This is a genomic window from Polaribacter marinivivus (genome assembly GCF_042651285.1).
GTDB lineage: Bacteria > Bacteroidota > Bacteroidia > Flavobacteriales > Flavobacteriaceae > Polaribacter > Polaribacter marinivivus.
Genome location: NZ_JBHSCY010000001.1, coordinates 897,147 through 919,585 on the forward strand (window position 1 = coordinate 897,147; position 22,439 = coordinate 919,585).

Here is a 22,439-nt window from a genome sequence, read left to right on the forward strand (position 1 = left end):
TGCTTTATGCTTTTTAATCAAATTATAGGTCAAGATCATATAAAAAAACACCTTATAAAGTCAGCAGAAAATGGCAGAATACCTCATGCTCAATTATTCGTTGGTAAAGAAGGTTGTGGCACTTTACCAATGGCAATTGCTTATGCTCAATTTTTATTGTGTAATTTTTCTAATGATGTAGATGCTTGTCAAATAAAATGCAATAAGCTTCAGCATCCAGATTTACATTTTGCTTTTCCTGTAACTACAAACGATTCTGTTAAAAAACATCCTGTTAGTAATTTGTTTTTAGAAGATTGGAGGTCATTTGTGGCAAACCAACCTTATGGAAGTTTATTTAATTGGTTACATCATATAGGTGTAGAAAATAAACAGGGTTTAATTGGTGTAGATGAAGCTGAAGATGTTGTAAAAAAACTAAAATTAAAAAGTTACGAAGGTGGTTTTAAAGTGATGATTATTTGGATGGCAGAAAAAATGAATATTGCTGCTGCAAATAAATTATTAAAACTAATAGAAGAACCACCAGAAAAAACTGTTTTTATACTGATCACAGAAAACGAAGAGCAGATTATAAACACCATTAAATCAAGATGCCAAGCTTTACATTTCCCTGCTTTATCAGAACAAGATATTGCAAATGCTTTGGTCGTAAACCATCAAGTAGATGATAAAAAAGCTGCGCATATTGCTCATCAGTGTGAAGGTAATTTAAATAAAGCATTACATTTATTACATGAAGATTCTTCTGATTTGGTTTTCGAGGAATGGTTTGTAACTTGGATTAGAACTGCATTTAAAGCTAAAGGAAATGCTACTGTTGTAAAGCAATTAATTGCTTGGTCTGAGACTATTGCAAAGTCTGGCAGAGAAACACAAAAACGATTCTTAGAGTACTGTTTGCAATTTTTTAGACAAGCATTATTGTTGAACTATAAGTCTGATCAGCTGGTTTTTATGGAGACAAAAACAGGCTTTAATCTAACTAAATTTGCACCTTTTGTGCATTCAGGAAACATCCTAGAAATTGAAAAAGAACTAAATGACGCTATGTATCATATAGAAAGAAATGGTAATGCAAAAATTATTTTGTTAGATCTTTCTATGAAATTAACTCGTTTTCTACATAAAAAAGAAGAAAAGGTTTAAAATAGATTTACCTTTTCCAAGTTCCTCCATATACATAATTTGGATTTCCTTCTTTTACTTTTAAAAGGCACTCTTTACATGTAAAAACCCAAGCTTTTGGCAATTTATATTGAATTCTATACATTGTAGAGAACTCTTTTTCACAAACAGCACAGTATTTTACTCTGGATTTTGTGGCCATTAACTAAATTTTACAAATTCGTTAAACGTGCAACATATTTGCCAATCACATCAAATTCTAAATTTACAGTATCTCCAATTTGTAATGTTTTAAAAGTGGTATTTTCCCAAGTGTAAGGAATTATGGCTACAGAAAAACCGTTTTTAGTAGAGTTTACAACAGTCAAGCTTACTCCATTAATAGTAATAGATCCTTTTTCTATAGTAACATTATTCTTATCAGAATTATATTCAAAAGTATAAACAGTACTTCCGTTTTCATCTTTAATGTTTGTGCATACTCCTGTTTCATCTACATGACCCTGTACAATATGTCCATCTAACCTATCACCTAATTTCATTGCACGTTCTAGATTAACAATATCATTAGTTTTTAAAAACCCAATATTGGTTTTATCTAAAGTTTCTTTAATGGCGGTTACAGTGTATTCATCATTATTAATAGCCACAATAGTTAAGCAAACTCCATTATGAGCTACACTTTGGTCTATTTTTAATTCGTGAGTAATTGTACTCTTAATAGTTAAATGAAGATTTTCTTGCTCTTTTTCAACATTTGTAATAGAGCCAAGTGTTTCTATAATTCCTGTAAACATATCATTAAAAATTAGTTACTTTTGTAAGTACAAAAATACGCATATTACAAGAGTTACTATGGATAAAACTGATAAAATAGTTGTAGGGATTTCAATTGGAGATTTAAATGGTATTGGTATTGAAGTTATTTTAAAAGCCTTTCAAGATAAAAGGATGTTAGAATTCTGCACACCTGTTTTATTTGGGGCAACAAAAGTAGTTTCATATCATAAAAAAGCTTTAAATCTAGAAGTTCCTGTTCATGGAATTACGAATATCGATCAGATTAATCCAAATAAAATTAATGTTTTAAATATTTGGAAAGAAGAAGTAAAAATTGATTTAGGCAAAGCCACAAAAGAGTCTGGTACATATGCAGCAAAATCTTTAGAAGCAGCAACAAATCATTTAAAAGAAAACAAGGTTGATGTTTTAATTACTGCACCAATTAATAAAGAAAACATACAGTCTGAAAGTTTTAATTATCCTGGTCACACAGAATATTTAGAAGCAAATTTAGAAGGTAAAAGTTTAATGATTTTGCTTACTGATGAGTTAAGAATAGGATTAATCACTGGTCATATTCCTATAGCAAAAGTAGCAGAAACCATTACATCAGAGTTGATAAAAGACAAGGTTGATACGATGCATGAATCTTTGAAAAGAGATTTTGGTATTGTAAAACCAAAAATCGCAGTTTTATCTTTAAATCCACATTGTGGAGATAATGGAGTTATAGGCAAAGAAGATGATGAAATTATTAAACCAACTGTTCAAGAAATTGCAGCATCAGGTAAAATGGTTTTTGGTCCTTATGCAGCAGATGGTTTTTTTGGTTCTAAAACCTACAAACAATTTGATGGAGTTTTAGCCACTTATCATGATCAAGGATTAGCACCTTTTAAAGCGTTGTCTTTTGGTAAAGGAGTTAATTTTACAGCAGGGTTAAATCATGTTAGAACCTCTCCAGATCATGGAACAGGGTACGATATTGCAGGAAAAAATTTAGCAAATTCATCATCATTTACAGAGGCTTTATTTACTGCTTTGCAAGTTTTTAATTGTAGAAACGAGTATAAAGAAATCACTAAAAACCCTCTGCCAATTTCTTAAAAAAGAAAGATTTCTATTTTTTAAAAGAAAATATTGTAGAAAAACATTTTTTTGTATCTTTGCACGCTCAATTGATGATTGATAATGAAAGACTTGAAACAATACAACATACAGTTTGTAGGATTAAAAGAAGGTATTCATTTATTTAATTACAAAATTGAGAACAAGTTCTTTGACGCATTTAATTATAATGAGTTTGTATCATCAGATGTAAATATAGATTTACATTTTACAAAAAAAAGCACTTTAATAGAGCTAGTTTTTGAAGCTAATGGTACAGTAGAAGTGCCTTGTGATATTACAAACGAGTTATACCATCAAAAAATTGAAGCAACCTTACCTATTGTGGTTAAGTTTGGTCCAGAATATAATGATGACAATGAAGAAATTTTAATTCTGCCTCATGAAGCGTATGAATTAAATGTTGCTCAATTTATTTATGAAATGATTGTTTTGGCAATTCCAACAAAAAGAATTCATCCAGATGTAGAAAATGGAACAATGCAATCAGAAATTCTAAATAAATTAGAAGAATTAGAAGTTAAAAAGACAAAAGAAGTAGAAAATATAGACCCTAGATGGGATAAATTAAAGAATTTAATAACAGAAAAAAAGACATAAAATGGCACATCCTAAAAGAAAAATATCTAAAACAAGAAGAGATAAAAGGAGAACTCATTATAAAGCATCAGCTCAGCAAATTGCTACAGATCCAACAACTGGAGAAGCTCATTTATATCATAGAGCTCACTGGCACGAAGGTAAATTATATTACAGAGGTCAAGTTGTTTTAGAATCTGCAGCTGCAGAAGCTTAAAAAATACTAAATTTAGATTTTTGAAAAACCCTCAATTTTGAGGGTTTTTTTACGTTTTATGATAAAATTTGACCGTTTATAGTTACATTTCATCAAAAATGTAAAATATTTCCATTATTTTTGACCGTTCTAAACTTTAGAAATTAAACCATTATTATGACAAAAATCACTGCAGCAATCACAGCAGTTGGCAAATATGTTCCAGAATATGTTCTAACAAATAAAGAGTTAGAAACCTTTGTAGACACCAATGATGAGTGGATAACCACAAGAACAGGTATAAAGGAAAGAAGAATATTAAAAGGCGAAGGTTTAGGTACTTCTTATATGGCCATAAAAGCCGCAGAAGATTTATTAAAAAAGTCAAATACTAATCCAGAAGAAATAGATATGGTAATTGTTGCAACTGCAACACCAGATTTACCAGTAGCTGCAACAGCAGCTTATACAGCTTCTAAAATAGGAGCTATAAATGCTTTTTCTTATGATTTACAAGCAGCTTGTTCTAGTTTTTTATATGGTATGTCTACAGCTTCTAGTTATATAGAATCTGGTAGATATAAAAAAGTGTTACTCATAGGAGCAGATAAGATGTCTTCAATAATTGATTATAAAGACAGAGCAACTTGTATTATTTTTGGAGATGGAGCTGGAGCTGCTTTATTTGAACCAAATAATGAAGGTTTAGGTTTACAAGATGAGTTTTTAAGAAGTGATGGGATAGGAAGAGACTTCTTAAGAATAGAAGCTGGTGGTTCTATTTTGCCTCCAACTTTAGATACAGTTAAAGAGGGTAAACATTTTGTTCATCAAGAAGGTAAAACAGTATTTAAGTATGCTGTTTCTAATATGTCAGATGTATCTGAAAAAATGTTAATAAGAAATAACTTAACAGAAGAAGATATTCAATGGTTAGTGCCACACCAAGCAAATAAAAGAATTATAGAAGCAACAGCGAAAAGAGTAGGTGTTGGGCCAAATAAAGTAATGATGAATATCCATAAATATGGTAATACAACATCAGCAACTTTACCTCTTTTATTAGCAGACTATGAAAAAGAATTGAAAAAAGGAGATAATTTAATTTTTGCCGCTTTTGGAGGTGGTTTCACTTGGGGAGCTATCTATTTAAAATGGGCATACAATTCATAAATAAACAACTAAACAATAAGAAAAATGGATATTAAAGAAATTCAAAATCTTATAAAATTTGTAGCAAAATCTGGCGCAAGCGAGGTAAAGTTAGAAATGGAAGATGTGAAATTAACAATTAGAACAGGTTCAGGTAAAACAGAAACAACTATTCTACAGGCTTCTCCTGTAGCAAGTATGCCTCAAGTACAGGCAGCACCAGCTCCAGTTGCTCAACAACCAGTAGCTGAGCCAGCAGCTCCTGCAAAAAATGATGCTAATGACGATGCTAATTACGTTACTGTAAAATCGCCAATTATTGGAACATTTTATAGAAAACCTGCTCCAGATAAACCAAATTTTGTTGAAGTTGGTTCTGATATTTCTGCTGGAGATACGGTTTGTGTTATTGAAGCTATGAAATTATTTAATGAGATAGAATCTGAAGTTTCTGGTAAAATTGTAAAAGTTTTAGTTGATGATTCTTCACCAGTTGAGTTTGATCAACCTCTATTTTTAGTAGATCCATCTTAATTTTAGATTATTAGATTTTTAGTAATAAAATATCTAGCAATTAAGTAATTAAAATAATCAAAATTCTAAAAGATGTTTAAAAAAATATTAATTGCCAACAGAGGAGAAATAGCTCTACGTGTTATTAGAACCTGTAAAGAAATGGGTATAAAAACTGTTGCTGTTTACTCTAAGGCAGATGCTGAAAGTTTGCATGTTAGGTTTGCTGATGAAGCAGTTTGTATTGGACCTGCACCAAGTAGCGAATCTTACTTAAAAATGGCAAATATTATTGCAGCAGCAGAAATTACAAATGCAGATGCAATTCATCCTGGATATGGTTTTTTATCTGAAAATGCTAAATTTTCTACTCTGTGTGAAGAACACGATATTAAATTCATAGGTGCTACAGGTAAAATGATAGATCAGATGGGAGATAAGGCTAATGCTAAAGCTACAATGAAAGCTGCAGGTGTGCCATGTGTTCCTGGGTCAGATGGTGTAATCACTGACTTTGAAGAATGTAAAAAAGTTGCATTAGAGACTGGTTATCCAGTAATGTTAAAAGCTTCTGCAGGTGGTGGAGGTAAAGGAATGCGTGCTGTTTGGAAAGAAGAAGATTTAAAAGATGCATGGGATTCTGCAAGACAAGAAAGTAAAGCTGCTTTTGGAAATAACGATATGTATATGGAAAAGCTTATTGAAGAGCCAAGACATATAGAAATACAAATCGTTGGAGATGCTTATGGTAAAGCATGTCATTTGTCTGAAAGAGATTGTTCTGTACAAAGACGTCATCAAAAACTAACAGAAGAAACTCCATCTCCATTTATGACAGATGAGTTAAGAGAAGCTATGGGTAATGCAGCTGTTAAAGCAGCAGAATTCATAAAATATGAAGGAGCAGGGACTGTTGAGTTTTTAGTAGATAAGCATAGAAATTTCTACTTTATGGAGATGAATACTCGTATTCAAGTAGAGCATCCAATAACAGAAGAAGTTGTAAACTACGACTTAATTCGTGAACAAATATTAGTTGCTGCTGGAGTGCCAATTTCAGGTAAAAACTATTATCCACAATTACATTCAATTGAGTGTAGAATAAATGCAGAAGATCCTCATAATAACTTTAGACCTGCACCAGGTAAAGTAACATCATTTCATGCACCTGGAGGTCATGGAGTAAGAATGGATACTCATGTGTATGCAGGTTATATGATTCCACCAAATTACGATTCTATGATCGCTAAATTAATTGTAACAGCTCAAACTAGAGAAGAAGCAATTAATAAAATGAAGAGAGCATTAGATGAGTTTATTATTGAAGGAATTAAGACAACAATACCATTTCATAGACAATTAATGGATCATCCAGATTATGTTTCTGGTAATTATACCACAAAATTTATGGAAGATTTTAAAATGGAGTCTTAAAGAGATATCACATATAATTATATTAAAAAATAGAGAATACATGTATTATTCTCTATTTTTTTTATATTTATAATTAAATTATCATTTAATGAAAATTGATGGAATAGATAAAATAATCATAAGAAGATTAGTTAAAGATGCCAGAACTCCTGTTTTAAGTATTGCTAGAGAAGTAGGTATATCTGGTGCAGCTATTCATCAAAGATTAAGAAAATTAGAAAAATCAAAACTAATAGATGGCTATAAAATGGTGATTAATCCTAAGGCTTTAGGATATACAACTGCAGCTTTTATTGGTATTTTTTTAGATTCTTCAAGTTTGTATTCTTCAGCTATAAAAAGATTAAAAGAAATTCCTGAAGTTGTAGAAAGTTATTATACAACAGGTAATTATGCAATTTTTATAAAAATTCTATGTAAAAATAACGAAGATTTAATGCATCTTTTAAATAGAGATATACAAGGTATTAAGGGTGTTTCTAGAACAGAAACATTTATATCTTTAGATCAGCAAATTGATAGACAAATTAGCATATAGTTAATTATCTATTAATTTAAACGATTTAAGGCTCTAAAGTTACCGTTTAACAAATAAAAATTAGATTTTTAATTTAAAATTCTCATATTTGAAGTTAAATTTCCCCAACATAAAAATGAAAGCACTTTCAATTCTTTTAGTTGAAGACGATGAAATAATAAGATTAAAGTTTAAAAAGGTTTGTAAAAACCTTAAAGCTAATCATAGTGTTGTTGAAGCAGAAAATGGAGAAAAAGGTTTAGCTGTTTTGGCAAATCATCATTTTGATTTAATTATTTCTGATTTAAAAATGCCTGTCATGAATGGTATTACATTTATTAAAAATGTAAAAAAAGATGACAGGTTTAAAAAAATCCCTTTGGTAGTAATGACAACTTCTGAAGAAGAAGAAGATATGCAACAGTGTAATAATTTATGTGTTGATGGGTATTTTCTAAAATCTTTAAACTTTAAAAAATACGAACAAGAGGTCATTTCTATTTTAGACTATTGGAGCACGAAAGAAAAAGTAATTTCTTAAATTTATTTTTTTATGGAGAAACCTAATATGCAAGTTATTGAGGAGATTTCTGGTAATGATGAAGATTTTAAAAAAAACTTATTAGAAATAATTAAAAAAGAATTTTCTAAAGAGTTTGAAAACTATAATCATAGCTATCTTAAGAAAGATTTTGAAGAAGCGTCTGAGTGTGTGCACAAGTTAAAACATAAAATTTCTCTTTTAGGTTTTAAAGAAGAATTACAAAAAGCAGCTTTATTTGAGAAAGAAGTAAAAAAAGGTAATTTAGAATTACATGAAAATTTTATTGATACTTTAAACAAAATTAATGTATATTTATACGATTAGTAACCTAAAGAGTATATTTAAGTAATGAAATGTATTATTGTAGATGATGATGAAACTGCAAGACTAATTCTAAAACAACACTGTTTAAACACCTCTAACTTACAGGTTTTATCAGAATTCAGCTCAGCAATTGATGCCATAAAATACTTGAATTCTAATGATGTGGATTTAATCTTTTTAGATATTCACATGCCTTCATTTTCTGGTTTCGATTTTATAAAAACACTTAGTAAATCACCAAAAATAGTATTAACTACTTCAGATAAAAACTTAGCTCTTGAAGCTTTTGAGTTTAAAAACGTAATAGATTACTTAGTTAAACCAATAACAAAAGAAAGATTTGAAAAATCTTTTGAAAAAGTAGTTTCTTTATCAAAAACAGAAGATTCAACAAATACAAAAGAGAATTTAAATAAAAAATCTGATTATTTATATGTAAGTGTAGATAGAAGATTAGTTAATGTACATATTCCTAGTATATATTTAATAGAAGCAAAAGGAGATTATATAAATATTAAAACTGATGGAAAAAACTACATAGTTCATTCAACTTTAAAAAAGATTGAAGATAAATTACCTGAAGAGTTATTTTTTAAAGTTCACAGGTCTTTTATTATCAATACTTCTGAAATTGTAGACATAGAAGATAATAGTGTAGTTGTAAGAAAAGAAGTAGTGCCAGTTAGTAGGTCTAATAAAGGAATTTTAATGGATAAGTTAAACTTATTGTAATAATCAAAATCGTAAGTTATTTTGTTTTAATCTACACTTTAGTGTCATTCGTCGACAGTTAGTTGAATAGTTTAATAAAAAGTTGTTTCTTTATAGCATATTAAAACAATTATAAATTGGGGGATTTATAAATTGATAATAGGAATAGGATTGAGAAATCAATCCTATTTTTTTGTGATCTACACAAATACATACTGGTAGGTACTAGTAGGTTATATTCTTTTTCTATATATTTGTAAAATGAATATAGTTTCTTTTAAAGAAAAATCTGGGCAACCTAAATACAAACAGATTGTTAACTCCATAGAAAAGGCAATAGCAAATAATGTTCTAAAAAAAGGAGATAAATTACCGTCTTTAAATATTATTAGAGACACCCATAAGGTTTCTAGAGATACTGTCTTGAATGCTTTTAATGAATTAAAAAATAGAGGTATAATTCATTCAATTGTAGGCAAAGGATATTATGTGTTAAATGAAAATGTAGAGGTTTCAAAAAAAATATTTTTACTTTTTGATGAATTAAATTCATTTAAAGAAGACTTATATGCAGCTTTCTTAGAAAACTTAACTAAAGAAGTTGAAGTAGACATTTATTTTCATCATTTTAATTCTTCAATATTTAATAAACTTATTAATGATAATTTAGGCAAATACACACATTATATTATTATGCCTGCTAACATTAATAATGCCTCTTTTAGTATTAATAAGTTACCAGAAGAAAAACTGTTTATTTTAGATCAAACTAGTAACGAATTAAAAAAATACGCTTCCATTTATCAAAACTTTGAAAACGATATTCATAAAGGTTTATTTACAGCACTGCATAAAATTAGAAAGTATCATAAATTGATACTGGTGTTTTCTAGTATTAAACAACCATTAGGAATTAAACAAGGATTTATAAATTTCTGTTCACAATATAATATTGAATCAGAAATATTAAATTCTTTAAAAGATAATACTCCTGAAAAAGGGGATGTATATATTACTTTAGAAGACAAAGATTTAATAAAAGTAATTAAACAAATAAAAGAGAATAAACTCATTATTTCTAAAGATGTAGGCATTATATCCTATAATGATACCTTGTTAAAAGAGGTTGTAGAAAACGGAATTACAACAATTTCAACAGATTTTAATTATATGGGCAAACGTTTAGCTCAAATGATTTTAGATGATGAAAGAATAGTAATTGAAAACCCTAGTAAACTCATTTTTAGAAAATCTATTTAATATGTTTAAAATCTATCAACATACAGAAAACAATAAAGAATACATAGTTTTAGAAAGTAAGAATAAACAAGCTTATGCTTCAATTTGTTTAGATGAAGGAGCAAGAGTTAAAGATTTAGTACTTAATGGAAAATCAATTATAAAAGAACAATCTAATTTTGATTATGAAGACTCTTATGCTTCATCTATACTTTTTCCTTTTGTAAGTAGATTAAAAGAAGGAAGCTATTCTTTTAATTATGATTCATATGAATTACATAAAAACGATAAAGGAATTAATGCACTTCATGGATTAGTTTATAATAAAAAGTTTGAGTTATTTGAACCAGAAGAGTATCAACACAAATGCTCTGCAACATTTAATTATTACGAACAAAAACCTCCTAAAGGTTATCCATTTAAATATTTTTTATCTATAACCTACACACTTTTTAAAGATGATTTTCAAATAGCTATTACTGTAAAAAATATTGATTCAAAATCTTTTCCATTTACTTTAGGTTGGCATCCATATTTTAATTGTAATGATTTCTCTAAAGCCTATTTACATTTTAAGAGTAGCAAAAAGATAGTTTTTGACAATAATTTAATTACAGAAGCAATTGAAGATTTTATTATAGACAAAAAATTTTCTTTAGAAAGTAAGCAACTAGACGATTGTTTTATTTTAAATGAACAAGGAGTAGATTTTATAACCTCTGAATATCATTTAAAATTAACTTCAGATGCTTTAGAAAACTATTTACAGTTATATACACCAAAGAACAAACCCATAATTGCTATAGAACCTATGACTGGAATTTCTGATAGCTTTAACAATAAAATTGGATTACAGGTTTTAGAACCAAATAAAACCTATGCTGTTAATTTTAGAATAGAAATGATACAATAACTTAACATGAAAAACGAATTAATAAAAGAAGTAAAATCTAAATTTATAAAGATTTTTAAAAATAATCCCTTATTGATATTTTCTCCAGGTAGAATTAACATTATTGGAGAGCATACAGATTATAATGGAGGATATGTTTTTCCAGCTGCAGTAGATAAGGGTATAGCTGCAGCTATTCAAAAAAGCGATACAGGTAAAAGTACTGCAGTTGCATTAGATTTAAATAGCAAAGTAGAATTTGATTTAAATAATTTAAAACCATCTAAACAAGGTAGTTGGGAGAATTATGTTTTTGGTGTAGTTGCAGAAATTCAAAATAGAAATAAAGTTGTTGGCGATTTCAATATCGTTTTTAAAGGAAATATACCTGGTGGTGCAGGTATGTCATCATCTGCTGCATTAGAAAACAGTGTTGTATTTGGTTTAAATAAATTGTTCGATTTAGGATTGACTAAAACCGAAATGATTTTAATTTCACAACAAGCAGAACATAATTATGTTGGTGTTAAATGTGGAATTATGGATCAATATGCCAGTATGTTTGGTATCAAAGATCACGCAATATTGTTAGATTGTAGAAGATTAAAATCAAAGCCATATAAAATTGATTTTAAAAATCATCAATTCATACTTATCAATACAAATGTTAAACATAGCTTATCTGATAGTGCATATAATGATAGAAGATCTGCCTGTGAGAATATTGCTAAACTATTAGAGGTAGAAACATTAAGAGATGCAACTGAAGAAGATTTAGAGAAAATAATAAATAAAGTTACTCCAGAAAATTATCAAAAAGCATTGTATGTAATTCAAGAAATTATAAGGACAAAGAAAGCAGCGAAAGCTATAGAAAATAACGATTTAGAAAAATTAGGTGCTTTAATTTATGCATCTCATAATGGATTACAACACCAATATAAAGTAAGCTGTGATGAACTTGATTTTTTAGTAGACCAAGCCAAAAAAAACAAATACGTTTTAGGAGCTAGAATGATGGGTGGTGGTTTTGGTGGCTGTACTATTAATTTGATTGCTAGAAATAAAGTAAAAGATTTTGCAGCATCAGCTTCTAAAGCTTATAAAAATAAATTTAATAAAGAGTGTTCTGTTTATTTTATAGAACTCTCTCAAGGAACTCATACAGTATAACAATTAGCTTAAAAATGAAAAATACTAACTTACAAGATTATTCACATAAACGATTTAATATTCTTACTGGAGAATGGGTTTTGGTTTCTCCTCACAGAGCAAAACGTCCTTGGCAAGGTCAAAATGAAGAAATTTCTAAAGAAAAAAGACCTACATATGATAGTACATGTTATTTATGTGCCACAAATACTAGAATAAATGGAGAGGTAAATCCAGATTATAAAGATGTCTTTATTTTTACGAATGATTTTGCTGCTCTTCAAAATAATTCACCCTCTTTTCAGGTAAATGACGGATTGTTTAAAGCACAAAGTGAAACAGGTATTTGTAAGGTAATTTGTTTTAGTCCAGATCATTCAAAAAGTTTGGCAGATATGCAGGTTGATGAAATTACCAAAGTTGTACATGCTTGGAAAAAAGAATACATTTCTTTGGGTGAAAATGATTTTATAAACTACGTACAAATCTTTGAAAATAAAGGTGCTGTTATGGGTTGTAGTAATCCACATCCTCATGGTCAAATTTGGAGTCAATCTACTTTACCAAACGAAGTTGATAAGAAAGATAAGCAACAAGCTAATTATTTTAAAGAAAAGAAATCTAGTTTATTAGGAGATTATTTACAACAAGAATTAGAGGCAAATGAGCGAATTATTTTTGAAAATGATGATTTTGTTGTGTTAATTCCTTTTTGGGCAATTTGGCCTTTTGAAGTTATGATTGCTCCTAAAAAACAGCAAAGAAATATTGCTGAACTTTCAGATAGTGAGTCTAGAAATTTTGCTGAAGCCATTTCTGTAATTACAAAAGCATATGATAAGTTGTTTAATACATCTTTTCCTTATTCAAGTGGAATTCACCAAGCTCCAACAAATGGTAAGAAAAATAATCATTGGCATTGGCACATGAGTTTTTATCCGCCTTTATTAAGAAGTGCAACCGTAAAAAAGTTTATGGTAGGTTATGAAATGTTTGGCTCTCCTCAAAGAGACATTACTGCAGAAATAGCAGCTCAAAGAATTAAAGAATTAGTGTAAATAAAAAAATCCGTAATAAATTTATTACGGATTTTTTTTAAAATATCTTGAAATACTATTTATTCTGATGGAATAATATGTTTAAATAAATCTAAGGTTTCATTAAAATCTTTCTGCAGTTCTTTAACATACTCTTGATCTGTATCGAAGTTTTCAACTTGATCTATGACACCTCTGTAAAGATATCTAAACGTTAAATCAAACTCTTCAAAAACCATATCAAAACTCTCAGAATCGAAAGTACTAAACCATATTAATTTATCTTTAAATAACTTAATAAGTGTTTTTGCTGCAGCTCTTGCTTTTTCTTGCTCACCCAATTTATAATAAAACTCTGGATATTCTAAAGATAAACTAAAGTGATCAAAGTCTTTAATTGGTAATTTTTCTAAAGATAAATCTAAGACTTCTATAGCTTTTAAAGTATCTCCTTCTTTAGCAAAAGCAGTAGAAAGTCTCATTAAACTATTACGCATAGAAATGGCATTTCTTTTAGTTTGTTCATCTAAATAAATTTTACCATCATTTATATTTCTCCATTCCCATTTTTTAATGTTGTTATACATTTTTTCTGGATCAATTCTACCAATATCAAAAAGACTTAATTCTCTAGTAAGTTGTCCTTCCTGATTATATATTTTTGTTGGAGTTTGTATGGGCACTAATTTAAAAGCAACACCATCTAACTGTAAATAATCTTTTAACCAAATATATTCACTATCAGAATTAGAACCTCCAGTAAAATAAATAGGTCTTTTCCAATCAAAATTATTTAAAATATCTAACATTAAAATGGTATTCTTACCTATAGCTCTGTCAATAGTAATATCTATATATGGTACAATTTTATCTGCATCTTTTTGAGCAACAATACCATATTTTAAAACGTTCTCTTTATTAACAGGAATTCTAATTTTATTGGTTGGTAATATTTTTTCAGGATTACCATCATCATCTAAATCATAGAAAGTACGTTTGCTATCACTCCTAATCCACTTCATATAGCTATCTATATCTAAAACAGAATCTTTTAACTGAGGGAATAACTCTTGAAAATAATAAGCAACATCTAAAGTGCCATATTTATATTCATCATGAGTTAACTCAGAAGGGATAGGAGCAGCTTTGTAGGTTGCTCTTTTCATCTGGTCTATATACCAATCTGTTTGAAAAAGACTTGTGTTTACTAGCTTTATATCAGTTCTAATACCTTCAACTTCTTGCATATACCAAAGAGGAAAAGTGTCATTATCTCCAATTGTAAACATAATGGCATTTGGGTCACAACTTTCTAAATAAGCTTGTGCATTTAAAAAGGTTGTATATCTATTAGATCTATCATGATCGTCCCAATTTTCTGATGCCATAAGAGTTGGCACAGCTAAAAGAGAAACTACAGAAACTGCAATTGCTAAAGCCTTTTTATTTACGAAAGATTTTAAATAATCAAATAAAGCAAAAACACCAAAGCCAATCCAAATGGCAAAAATGTAAAAACTTCCTACAACTGCATAATCACGTTCTCTAGGTTCAAAAGGTTTTGGATTTGTGTAAAATATAATAGCAGCACCTGTAAATAAAAAGAATAAAAATAGCGTATAGAAGTTTTCTTTATCCCATTTAATTTGAAATAATAAACCTATGATTCCTAAAATTAGAGGTAAAAAATAATAGGTATTTCGTCCTTTATTTTCTAATACTTGAGGTGGTAATTTTTGTTGTGATCCTAATCTAGCTTCGTCTATAAAATCGATACCACTTAACCAATTGCCATTAAATATATCTAAGTTTCCTTGAGTATCATTTTGACGTCCAACGAAATTCCACATAAAATAACGTCCATACATATAGCCAAATTGATAGCTAATCATAAACTTTATATTTTCTGCAAAAGTGGGTCTACGTTTACTATTTTCAGGAATACCAGCAATAGCTTTGTACATTTTTTCTTTAGATGGATCTACCATTCTTGGGATAAAGCCTTTGTGCTTATCAGACCAATTAGGTAAAACGTCTTTGTAATTATTTACAATTACATATTTGTCTTTTCCGTTAACAACTTTCTTCTCGTATTTTGGTTTATCATCTCTTGTAGGATTGTTTCTATCTTGTTCCCTACTATAAGTGTTAGAGTAATAAGTATCGTAAAAAACGTTAGCATCTCCATACTGTTCACGTTCATAGTAAGCTAGTAATTCACGAGCACTAGAAGGGTTATTTTCGTTAATAGTTGTATTTGCATTTGCTCTAATAGGTAACATCATCCAAGATGAAAAACCAATCATCATAAATAGTAAAGACAAGACTAAATTATTTGCAGTAATTTTATTTTTCTTTCTAGTATAAGAAAGTCCAAAGTAGAATAAAGCAACTAAAATAATGCCAGCAATAATACTTCCAGAATTAAATGGTAAGCCAATTGAATTCACAAAAAACAACTCTGATGCACTAAAGAATTTAAGTGTAAATGGAAATATAAATTTAAATACCAACACTAAAATTAATACAGAAATAACAGAAGCTACTGCAGTAGTTTTTAGATTGATATTCTTATAAGTTTTAAAGAAATATAACATTACAATAGCAGGGATCACTAATAAAGAAAGGATGTGAACTCCAAAAGATAAACCTACCACAAAACTGATTAATATTAACCATTTGTTACCTCTTGGTAAGTGTATTTCACTTTCCCATTTTAGACCTAACCAAAATAGAATAGCCATTAAAAATGAAGACATTGCATACACTTCACCTTCTACAGCACTAAACCAAAAACTATCAGAAAAAGTGTAAGCTAAAGAACCTACAACACTACTTCCTAAGATTGCTATATAAGACCCTTCAACAATTCCACCAGATTTTATCGCTAATTTTTGACCTAAATTAGAAATCGTCCAAAACATAAATAAAATAGTAAATGCACTTGCTAAGGCAGACATAAAGTTTACCATTTTTGCAATTTCAGAAACATCTGATGTAAACATTGCAAAAAATGCACCTAACATTTGAAAAAGCGGTGCTCCTGGTGGATGACCAACTTCAAGTTTTACAGCTGTTGAGATGTATTCTCCTACATCCCAAGCACTAACTGTAGGCTCTATTGTTAATGAGTAAGTTATTAAAGCTATGGCAAAGGTTAACCATCCTAAGATGATATCCCATTTCTTAAATTTTTTAGCAGTCATAAATACATTATAATGTGTGGGCGAATTTACTAATAAATATGAATAAATCTAATTACTCTAAACTTTTATAAATGAGTTACTTCTCATAAATCTTTGTTAATTTTAAAAATTGATTAAAAATGTTTGTAAAATAAAAAGATTGGCTTAAATTTGCATCCGCTAACAAGCATTGGCCTATGGTGTAATGGTAACACACCGGTTTTTGGTACCGATATTCAAGGTTCGAGTCCTTGTAGGCCAACTTCAATAGTCTTTACAATAAAAATTGTAAAGACTTTTTTCATTTACGATACTATTAAAATCATTTCCGTTAAATAAAGGGCGCTTTCAATATTAATTTTGATAAAAAATTATTAATTAAAAACAATATAGAATGAAAGTACAAGCATATTTAGCCTTTAATGGTAACTGTCAACAAGCGTTAAATTTTTATGGTGAACTATTTAATGCAGATTTAAAAAACAAAATCACTTACGAAGATAAAAAAGTAGATGTACCTCAAGATTACAGAAAAAAGTTGCAACATGCAGAACTAAAAGGGAAAAAAGTACATATTATGGGATATGATGCAACACCAGATACACCTTTACATCATGGGAGTAATATTCATATGAGTGTTGATTTAAATGATGTAGATGATGCAGAAAATGTGTTTAAAAATTTAGCTAAACAAGGTACAACTCACCATGATTTTAGAGAAAGAGAATGGGGTTATTTTGGAAGATGTACAGATAAATTTGGCATAAATTGGATGGTAAATTGTAATTGTTAAAATACTAATAAATCAAAACAATGGATTGTAGGGAACTGCAATCCATTTTTTATCTTTACTAAAATCTAAAATTTGAGGCTTGTAAAATTTACAAAAAAAGGTATTTACTGTATTCCAGGGAAATTCTATTTAGACCCATGGTATCCTGTAGAATATGCAATTATTTCTCATGGTCATGCAGACCATGCAAGATGGGGCAACAAGCATTATTTATGTCATAACCAATCTAAAGCCATTTTACAGCATAGAATTGGCGCTGATATTTCTATAGAAAGCTTACCTTATAATGAATATAAAGTAATTAATGGAGTCAAAGTAAGTTTTCATCCTGCAGGCCATATCATAGGTTCTGCACAAATTAGATTAGAATATAAAGGATATATTGTTGTTTTTTCTGGGGATTATAAAACACAACCTGACTTTATAACCACTCCTTTTGAGCCTGTTAAATGCCATGAATTTATTACAGAAAGTACCTTTGGTTTACCCATTTATAAATGGAAAAGTGAAGAAGAGTTACAACAAGAGTTACAAGATTGGATAGTCCAAAATCAACAAAATAATAGAACAAGCGTTTTTTTAGGGTATAGTTTAGGAAAAGCACAAAGAATAATGAAGTTAGTAGAAAATGTAGAAGAAATTTATGTTCATTCTGCAATTCACTACTTAAATAAAGCCATTGAAAATTCAGGCATAAGTTTACCAACCACAAAACTTTTAACTGCTGATTTTAAAAAGATAGAGATTCAAAACAAAATTGTCATTTTGCCACCAGCATTATTAGGTTCTAAAATGATAAAAAAAATACCTAATGCTGCAACAGCCATTTGTTCTGGATGGATGCAAATTCGAGGAAATAGAAGATGGAAAGGTGTTGATGCTGGTTTTGCTGTAAGTGATCATGCAGATTGGGATGGACTCTTATCTGCTGTGAAAGCTACAGAAGCAGAAAAAGTTTATGTTACTCATGGCTCACAAGCAGTATTTTCTAAATATTTAAATGAGATAGGTATTGAAGCACATGAATTAAAAACTGAATTTGGTGAAGATGAATTAGAAACAGCAGAGCAGCTAAAAACTGATATTGTTTAATATGAAAGACTTTTCTAATCTTATCAGCGCTATTGAAATCACCAATAAAACAAATGCAAAAATAGAAGCATTAGTTAATTATTTTTCATCTGCTCCAGATAAAGACAAATTATGGCTCATAGCTTTATTTACAGGTAAAAGACCAAGTAGACCAGTAAAATCTAACTTAATGAAAGATTGGTGTATGGAAATCACTAAACTTCCAGAATGGTTGTTTTTAGAAAGTTATTCATCTGTAGGCGATTTAGGAGAAACTTTAGCATTGTTATTACTAAACCCAAAACAACACATAGAAAAACCCTTACATGTTTGGATTGATGAACTTATAGACCTTAAACAAAAAACAGATCAAGAAAAAAAGGAATATGTTTTAGCTGCTTGGAATGGTTTACAGTCTCAAGAACGATTAATTTTCAACAAACTAATTGGAGGTAGTTTTAGAATTGGAGTATCAAAAAAGACATTGGTAAATGCGTTAGCAAAACTATCAGGTATAGAGGCAAATCAATTAATGCATAGCATTATTGGTAATTGGACACCAGACACTATTACTTTTGATGATTTATTAAATGGAGAACATATTAATTATGATAATTCTAAACCTTACCCTTTTTGTTTGGCTTATGCTTTAGAAGATAGTTTGATAAATTTAGGCGAAGAAAAAAATTGGCAAGTAGAGTATAAATGGGATGGGATTCGTGGTCAAATCATTAAAAGAAAAGAAGAAGTATTTATTTGGTCTAGAGGAGAAGAGTTGGTTACAAAACAATTTCCAGAAATTGTAGAAGCAATCTCAAAACATGAAGGAAGTTTTGTAATTGATGGAGAAATACTGGCCATAAAAGACAATTCAGTTCTACTGTTTAATGACTTACAAAAACGTTTAAATCGTAAAAATGTAACAAAAAAGTTATTAGAAGAAGTGCCTGTTGGTTTATATGTTTATGACATTTTAGAATTAAACGAAATTGATTTAAGGCAACAATCAATGCAAGAAAGAAGACTAAAATTAGAACAATTATTTACACAAAATACAAGTGATATTTTAAAACTTTCAGAAATCATTGATTTCAAAAATTGGTCTGAATTAGATGCATTAAGAAATGCAGCTAGAAGCTTTAATTCAGAGGGATTAATGTTAAAAAAGAAGTCTTCAATTTATCATGTTGGTCGTAAAAAAGGCGATTGGTGGAAATGGAAAGTAGACCCTTTAACTATTGATGCTGTTATGATTTATGCTCAAAAAGGAAGTGGAAGAAGAAGTTCTAAATTCACAGATTATACATTTGCTGTACAAAAAGATGACAATTTAGTAACTGTAGCTAAAGCCTATTCAGGTCTTACAGATAAAGAAATTTCCGAAATTTCTAGTTGGGTAAATAAAAATGCCATCGAAAAATTTGGCCCTGTAAGAACAGTGAAACCAGAATTAGTTTTCGAAATAGCCTTTGAAGGGATTGCTTATAGTAAACGACATAAAAGTGGAGTAGCATTGCGTTTTCCCAGAATAAAACGTTGGCGAAAAGACAAAACTGTAAAAGATATAGATACAATAGAGAGTGTTAAATCATTAATAGAAACCAACTAAAATTTGAGCAACTTTAAACAAACTCAAGGTTTTCAAATCATTCAAAATTGGATGAAAGAAAAAGGTCATGAACCTTTTAGTTTTCAATCCCAAACTTGGGAACGTTACCATAATAATTTTAGTGGAATGGTGGTAGCACCAACAGGTTTTGGAAAAACTTTTTCTGTTTTTTTAGCAGTAGTTATCGATTATTTAAATCATCCAAATAGCTATAAAAAAGGATTAAAACTCATTTGGATTAGTCCATTACGTTCTCTTGCAAAAGATTTAGCTAAAGCAATGAGTGCTGTTGTAGAAGAAATTGGTTTAGATTGGGAAGTAGCTGTAAGAAATGGAGATACACCTACTAATGTTAGACGAAAACAAGAACGTTTAATGCCAGATGTTTTACTAACGACTCCAGAAACTTTACATCTTTTATTCTCTCAAAAGAAAAATTCAAGATGGTTTAAAAATGTAGCTTGTATAGCTGTTGATGAATGGCACGAATTATTAGGTTCTAAAAGAGGGGTTTTAACAGAATTAGCGATTGCTCGTATTAAAAAATTATCTGCTAAAACAAGAATTTGGGGAATTTCTGCAACCATTGGTAATTTAGAAGAAGCAAAAAATGTTTTAATTCCTTATGCAGAGAAAACAACCATGATTCGTGCAAAAGAGAAAAAGAAAATTGAAATTATTTCTGTGCTACCAGATGAAGTAGAAGAATTGTCTTGGGCTGGTCATTTAGGAAAAAAGATGAGTTCTAAAATTATTCCAATTATATATGAGAATAATACTACTTTAATTTTTACAAATACAAGAAACCAAAGTGAATTATGGTATCAAATTATTATAGAAGAAGCTCCAGATTTAATTGGGCAAATTGCTATACATCATGGTTCAATAGATAAAGTTCAAAGAAACTGGATAGAAGAAGCTATTTCAGAAGGATTGTTAAAAGCTGTTGTATGTACTTCTTCTCTTGATTTAGGAGTCGATTTTAAACCTGTAGATTGTGTCATACAAATTGGTTCTGCAAAAGGCATTGCACGTTTTATGCAAAGAGCAGGTAGAAGTGGTCATTCTCCTTTTGAGGTTTCAAAAATGTATGCAGTACCAACTCATTCTTTACAATTAATAGAAGTTGCAGCAGTTAAAGAAGCTATTAAGCAAAATGAAATTGAAGCAAGACATCCTTATGTATTAACTTATGATATTTTGGTTCAATTTTTAGTAACTCTTGCAGTAGGTGAAGGTTTTAAAGCCTCTGACACCTTTGAGTTAGTTAAAGAAGTTCATGCTTTTCAATACCTAACTAAAGAAGAATTTGATTGGTGTATTCACTTTATTACAAATGGAGGAAATACTCTTAATTCTTATGAAGAATTTCATAAAGTTGTTTTAGATGATGATGGTGTTTATAGAGTAAGAAGTAGACGAATTGCTATGATGCATAGAATGAATATTGGAGTTATTGTAGGTGAAGTTATGATGTATGTAAAATTCTTTTCTGGGGGTTATATAGGCATGATTGAAGAGTTTTTTATTTCGAAATTAAAAAAAGGAGATGCCTTTGTTTTAGGAGGTAAAGTTGTAGAGATGCAACAAATAAAAGACATGACAGTTCTGGTAAAAAGAAGCAAAAAGAAAAAAGCAATAACACCAAGTTGGTTAGGAGGTAGACTGCCTTTAACTTCTTACTTAACTCATTTTTTGCGTTTAAAATTAAATGATGCTCTTACCCCAAATAATCGAGAAAAAGAACTAAAATTTTTACATCCGCTTTTAAAAAGACAAGAGAATAATTCTCATATTCCTAAAAGCGATGAGTTTTTAGTAGAAAAAATAGAAACCAAAGAAGGTCATCATTTATTTGTTTACCCTTTTGAAGGAAGACTTGTGCATGAAATTATGGCTTCTTTAATTGCATATAGAATTAGTCAAATTAAAAAGCTAACATTTACAATTGCACAGAACGATTATGGTTTTGAGCTATTAAGTGATCAAGAAATACCTTTACATGAAGATAATATTAATTCAATATTCTCAAAAGAAAATTTAATACAAGATGTTACAGCTAGTATAAATGCAAGTGAAATGGCATCTAGAAAATTTAGAGATATTGCTGTAGTTGCTGGTTTGGTTGTACAATCGCAACCAGGTAATAAAAAGTCTAATAAAAGCTTACAATCTTCTTCTGGCTTAATATTTAGAGTTTTAAATGATTACGAACCTAATAATCTTTTACTAAAACAAGCCTATAATGAAGTCTTTGATTATGAGTTAGAAAAAGTTCGATTACAAGGTGCTTTTCAAAGAATTTCTGAGAGTAAAATCATTTTGAAAAAAGCCAATAATTTTACACCTTTGAGCTTCCCTTTAAAAGTTGATAGTTTACGTGGCACTATGAGTAATGAGGAGCTAAGTAAACGTATAGAACGCATACAAAAGCAAGCTTTAAAATCTTAAA

At 29.3% G+C, this 22,439-nt stretch carries 22 protein-coding genes and 1 tRNA gene; 20 read left to right on the forward strand and 3 right to left on the reverse strand.

Translation table 11 applies throughout. The features are described from left to right. The first annotated feature begins 6 nt into the window (after positions 1–6). The gene (locus ACFOWD_RS04225; protein ID WP_377408388.1) at positions 7–1,149 is read left to right on the forward strand and encodes a DNA polymerase III subunit; all 1,143 of its coding nucleotides are present in this window, start codon (positions 7–9) and stop codon (positions 1,147–1,149) included. A 7-nt stretch (positions 1,150–1,156) separates the two neighbouring features. Here ACFOWD_RS04225 and ACFOWD_RS04230 read toward each other — a convergent pair whose 3' ends face one another. Next, positions 1,157–1,330 carry a hypothetical protein gene (locus ACFOWD_RS04230; RefSeq protein WP_377408390.1) on the reverse strand — a complete coding sequence of 58 codons (174 nt, stop codon included), beginning with the start codon at positions 1,328–1,330 and terminating at the stop codon, positions 1,157–1,159. A 10-nt stretch (positions 1,331–1,340) separates the two neighbouring features. Continuing rightward, positions 1,341–1,925, reverse strand: a complete 585-nt coding sequence (locus ACFOWD_RS04235; RefSeq protein WP_377408392.1) for a riboflavin synthase — start codon at positions 1,923–1,925, stop codon at positions 1,341–1,343. A gap of 58 nt (positions 1,926–1,983) precedes the next feature. On the opposite strand from ACFOWD_RS04235, the gene pdxA reads away from it, so the two are divergent. The 14 genes from pdxA (at position 1,984) to ACFOWD_RS04305 (ending at position 13,350) form a co-directional block, all read left to right on the forward strand. Continuing rightward, positions 1,984–3,018, forward strand: coding sequence for a 4-hydroxythreonine-4-phosphate dehydrogenase PdxA (gene pdxA / locus ACFOWD_RS04240; RefSeq protein ID WP_377408394.1), 1,035 nt, complete (start codon positions 1,984–1,986; stop codon positions 3,016–3,018). A gap of 84 nt (positions 3,019–3,102) precedes the next feature. Further along, entirely contained in the window at positions 3,103–3,639 is a 537-nt protein-coding gene (locus ACFOWD_RS04245) for a YceD family protein (RefSeq protein ID WP_377408396.1), read from the forward strand. Between the two features lies 1 nt (position 3,640). Further along, on the forward strand, positions 3,641–3,835 hold the full coding sequence (rpmF, locus tag ACFOWD_RS04250) for a 50S ribosomal protein L32 (protein ID WP_068361688.1): 195 nt from the start codon (positions 3,641–3,643) through the stop codon (positions 3,833–3,835). Between the two features lie 156 nt (positions 3,836–3,991). Beyond that, on the forward strand, positions 3,992–4,987 hold the full coding sequence (locus tag ACFOWD_RS04255; RefSeq protein WP_377408398.1) for a beta-ketoacyl-ACP synthase III: 996 nt from the start codon (positions 3,992–3,994) through the stop codon (positions 4,985–4,987). Between the two features lie 24 nt (positions 4,988–5,011). Beyond that, complete coding sequence (gene accB / locus ACFOWD_RS04260) at positions 5,012–5,500, forward strand: acetyl-CoA carboxylase biotin carboxyl carrier protein (protein ID WP_377408400.1); 489 nt, start codon at positions 5,012–5,014, stop codon at positions 5,498–5,500. Between the two features lie 72 nt (positions 5,501–5,572). Further along, complete coding sequence (gene accC, locus ACFOWD_RS04265; RefSeq protein WP_298990957.1) at positions 5,573–6,913, forward strand: acetyl-CoA carboxylase biotin carboxylase subunit; 1,341 nt, start codon at positions 5,573–5,575, stop codon at positions 6,911–6,913. A gap of 88 nt (positions 6,914–7,001) precedes the next feature. Continuing rightward, positions 7,002–7,451 (forward strand): Lrp/AsnC ligand binding domain-containing protein, encoded by a 450-nt coding sequence (locus ACFOWD_RS04270; protein ID WP_377408402.1) that lies wholly within the window; start codon positions 7,002–7,004, stop codon positions 7,449–7,451. Positions 7,452–7,566: 115 nt separating this feature from the next. After that, positions 7,567–7,971 carry a response regulator gene (locus ACFOWD_RS04275; protein ID WP_298990961.1) on the forward strand — a complete coding sequence of 135 codons (405 nt, stop codon included), beginning with the start codon at positions 7,567–7,569 and terminating at the stop codon, positions 7,969–7,971. 12 nt (positions 7,972–7,983) lie between these two features. After that, positions 7,984–8,298, forward strand: coding sequence for an Hpt domain-containing protein (locus ACFOWD_RS04280; protein ID WP_298990963.1), 315 nt, complete (start codon positions 7,984–7,986; stop codon positions 8,296–8,298). A gap of 24 nt (positions 8,299–8,322) precedes the next feature. Further along, positions 8,323–9,030 carry a LytR/AlgR family response regulator transcription factor gene (locus ACFOWD_RS04285; protein WP_298990965.1) on the forward strand — a complete coding sequence of 236 codons (708 nt, stop codon included), beginning with the start codon at positions 8,323–8,325 and terminating at the stop codon, positions 9,028–9,030. Between the two features lie 240 nt (positions 9,031–9,270). Continuing rightward, positions 9,271–10,269 carry a GntR family transcriptional regulator gene (locus ACFOWD_RS04290; RefSeq protein ID WP_377408406.1) on the forward strand — a complete coding sequence of 333 codons (999 nt, stop codon included), beginning with the start codon at positions 9,271–9,273 and terminating at the stop codon, positions 10,267–10,269. 1 nt (position 10,270) lies between these two features. Then, entirely contained in the window at positions 10,271–11,161 is an 891-nt protein-coding gene (locus tag ACFOWD_RS04295; RefSeq protein WP_377408408.1) for an aldose 1-epimerase, read from the forward strand. A 6-nt stretch (positions 11,162–11,167) separates the two neighbouring features. Beyond that, positions 11,168–12,313 (forward strand): galactokinase, encoded by a 1,146-nt coding sequence (gene galK, locus ACFOWD_RS04300; protein WP_377408410.1) that lies wholly within the window; start codon positions 11,168–11,170, stop codon positions 12,311–12,313. Positions 12,314–12,327: 14 nt separating this feature from the next. Beyond that, the gene (locus ACFOWD_RS04305) at positions 12,328–13,350 is read left to right on the forward strand and encodes a UDP-glucose--hexose-1-phosphate uridylyltransferase (protein ID WP_377408412.1); all 1,023 of its coding nucleotides are present in this window, start codon (positions 12,328–12,330) and stop codon (positions 13,348–13,350) included. Positions 13,351–13,409: 59 nt separating this feature from the next. Here ACFOWD_RS04305 and ACFOWD_RS04310 read toward each other — a convergent pair whose 3' ends face one another. Further along, a complete protein-coding gene (locus ACFOWD_RS04310) occupies positions 13,410–16,535 on the reverse strand; it encodes a glycosyltransferase family 117 protein (protein WP_377408414.1) in 3,126 nt (1,041 codons plus the stop codon). Positions 16,536–16,705: 170 nt separating this feature from the next. Here ACFOWD_RS04310 and ACFOWD_RS04315 point away from each other — a divergent pair. From ACFOWD_RS04315 to ACFOWD_RS04335, 5 genes are all read left to right on the forward strand, one after another. Further along, positions 16,706–16,776 (forward strand) — tRNA-Gln (locus ACFOWD_RS04315). A 132-nt stretch (positions 16,777–16,908) separates the two neighbouring features. Then, a complete protein-coding gene (locus ACFOWD_RS04320) occupies positions 16,909–17,307 on the forward strand; it encodes a VOC family protein (RefSeq protein ID WP_298990977.1) in 399 nt (132 codons plus the stop codon). A gap of 72 nt (positions 17,308–17,379) precedes the next feature. After that, positions 17,380–18,399 carry a ligase-associated DNA damage response exonuclease gene (locus ACFOWD_RS04325; RefSeq protein WP_377408416.1) on the forward strand — a complete coding sequence of 340 codons (1,020 nt, stop codon included), beginning with the start codon at positions 17,380–17,382 and terminating at the stop codon, positions 18,397–18,399. Position 18,400: 1 nt separating this feature from the next. Continuing rightward, positions 18,401–19,987 (forward strand): ATP-dependent DNA ligase, encoded by a 1,587-nt coding sequence (locus ACFOWD_RS04330; protein WP_377408418.1) that lies wholly within the window; start codon positions 18,401–18,403, stop codon positions 19,985–19,987. A gap of 3 nt (positions 19,988–19,990) precedes the next feature. Further along, entirely contained in the window at positions 19,991–22,438 is a 2,448-nt protein-coding gene (locus ACFOWD_RS04335; RefSeq protein WP_377408420.1) for a ligase-associated DNA damage response DEXH box helicase, read from the forward strand. Position 22,439 lies beyond the last annotated feature (1 nt).